The following is a 1,924-nucleotide window of genomic DNA, read 5'->3' on the forward strand; positions in this document are numbered from 1 at the left end:
GTCGCGTCCGGGGTGCGCTCGGCCTGCGCGAAGACCAGCTCGTGCAGGGTGCCGCCCGGATGCTCCCGGTCGGTGGCGTTCCAGCGTGCGAGCTGAGCCGCGTCCTGCGGCGAGATGCCGAGTTCTCCGGACAGGGCGCGGAGGTAGTGGTCCCGGATCGCCGCGATCTGGTCGGCGGGGAACTGCGTGGTGTCGTAGGAGATGGTCAGCGTCAGCCCCTGGCCCGGCGTCCGGACGAAGGCCGTGCTGAAGGCGAAGTCGGTCTGCTCGAAGAAGTCCTGGCCCTCGATGGGCGTGGCGGCGGCGCCGTTCACGTGGAAGTCGCGGAAGTCCACGTGCGTGTCCAGCAGCCGCGCGCGACCGCTGGCCCGCTGGATCTCGAAGAGCGGGAAGTGCCGGTACGGCAGCGCCGCCACCTCCGCCCGGAAGACCCGCTGGACCAGGTCGGGCGCGTCGGCCCGGACCCGCAGCGGGACGGTGTTGAGGAACAGGCCGAGCACCTCGTCCCCGGCCTCGCTCTCCGGACGGCTGTGCGTGAGCATCCCCGTCAGGACGTCGGGATCGCCGGTGACCAGCGCCATGACGCGCACGTGCGCCGCGAGCACCACCGACCGCAGGGGCACCCGGGCTGCGGCCGCCTGCTCGGCCAGCGCCTTGGCCAGCTCGCCGGGGAGCGCCGTGGCGAGCACCGCGACCTCGCGCGGCCCGCCGGTGGGGTAGCCGGGCATCCGGGGCAACCGGCCCTCCGGCGCCTCGGCGATCGCCTCCCGCCAGAACTCCGCCGCCTCCGGCCGGGCGAGCATCGCCTTCTCGGCCGCCACCAGGTCACGGAAGCGCGCCGCCGGCGGCTCCACCGGCAGCCCGGGGGTCGCATAGCGTTCCAGCAACTCGCTGACCAGCCTCGCGACGCTCCACCCGTCGAGGATCGCGTGGTGGAAGTAGACGGTCAGCGCGAACCGGTCGGCTTCGGGCCGCACGTGGACGCGGAGCAGGGGAGCCCGCGTCCAGTCGAACGGCCCGTACTCCGGCTCGCCGCCGGAGACGGTCAGCGGGATCTCCGCCTGGTCGTGCACGAGCTGGACGGGCTCGCTGAACCCGGTCAGGTCGAAGGACGTCCGCAGCACCTCGTGCCGGGCCGACAGCTCGTCCAGCGCCCTGACCAGGGCCGCCTCGTCGAACGTGCCGCGCAGCGTGAGCGTGGTGTGGTCGTGGAAGGTCACGCCGTCCAGCTCGCTGTGGTACAGCATCCCGGCCTGGAGGGCGCTGAGCGGGTAGGCGTCGATGATCATCGCGTGAGCCTCTCTCTGTCCGCCACGCTGAGCAGGTCGAAGGCTCCCGCCGTGGTCTCCGGTACGGCCTGCCGCGGCCGCAGCACGGCGGCCAGTTCGGCGACCGCCTGATGGGTGAACAGCTGCTGCAGTTCCACGTCGTAGCCGGTGGCGCGCAGCCGGGCCACGACCTTGAGACTGCTGATGGAGTCGCCGCCCACGGCGAAGAAGGTGTCGTGCCGGCCGGGCCGGTCGAGGCCGAGCACCTCCTGCCAGACCTGCGCGACGGCGGTTTCCGCCGCGCCGCGCGGCGGCTCCCACGGCAGGTCGGCCGGGCGGTCGGGCGCGGGGAGGGCGGCGCGGTCGAGCTTGCCGTTGGCGGTGACGGGCAGGCGGTCCAGCCGCACCCACGCCGTCGGGATCATGAAATCCGGCAGCGCGTCGGACAGGTCGGGGACGTCGCCGACGACGTAGCCGACCAGGCGGCCGTTCGCCAGCTTGGCCGCCGCCGCCGTCACGCCGGGTTGCTCGCGCAGCACGGCCTCGATCTCGCCGAGCTCCACGCGCATGCCGCGGATCTTGACTTGGTGGTCGGTGCGGCCGAGGTATTCGAGTTCGCCCGAAGGTAGCCAGCGGGCGAGGTCGCCGGTTTTGTA

The 1,924-nt window shown here is 73.2% G+C and carries 2 protein-coding genes; both read right to left on the reverse strand.

What is annotated here, in order from left to right; genetic code table 11:
* Positions 1 to 1,289 (reverse strand): condensation domain-containing protein (locus tag AB0C33_RS51110; protein ID WP_358303125.1); only part of this gene is annotated, 1,289 nt, incomplete at its 3' end.
* Positions 1,286 to 1,924: phosphopantetheine-binding protein (locus tag AB0C33_RS51115; protein ID WP_358303127.1), on the reverse strand; the 639-nt coding region annotated here is incomplete at its 5' end. The genes AB0C33_RS51115 and AB0C33_RS51110, both read right to left, overlap by 4 nt.

The organism is Nonomuraea sp. NPDC048881 (genome assembly GCF_040649795.1).
In the GTDB taxonomy this organism is placed as follows: Bacteria; Actinomycetota; Actinomycetes; order Streptosporangiales; family Streptosporangiaceae; genus Nonomuraea.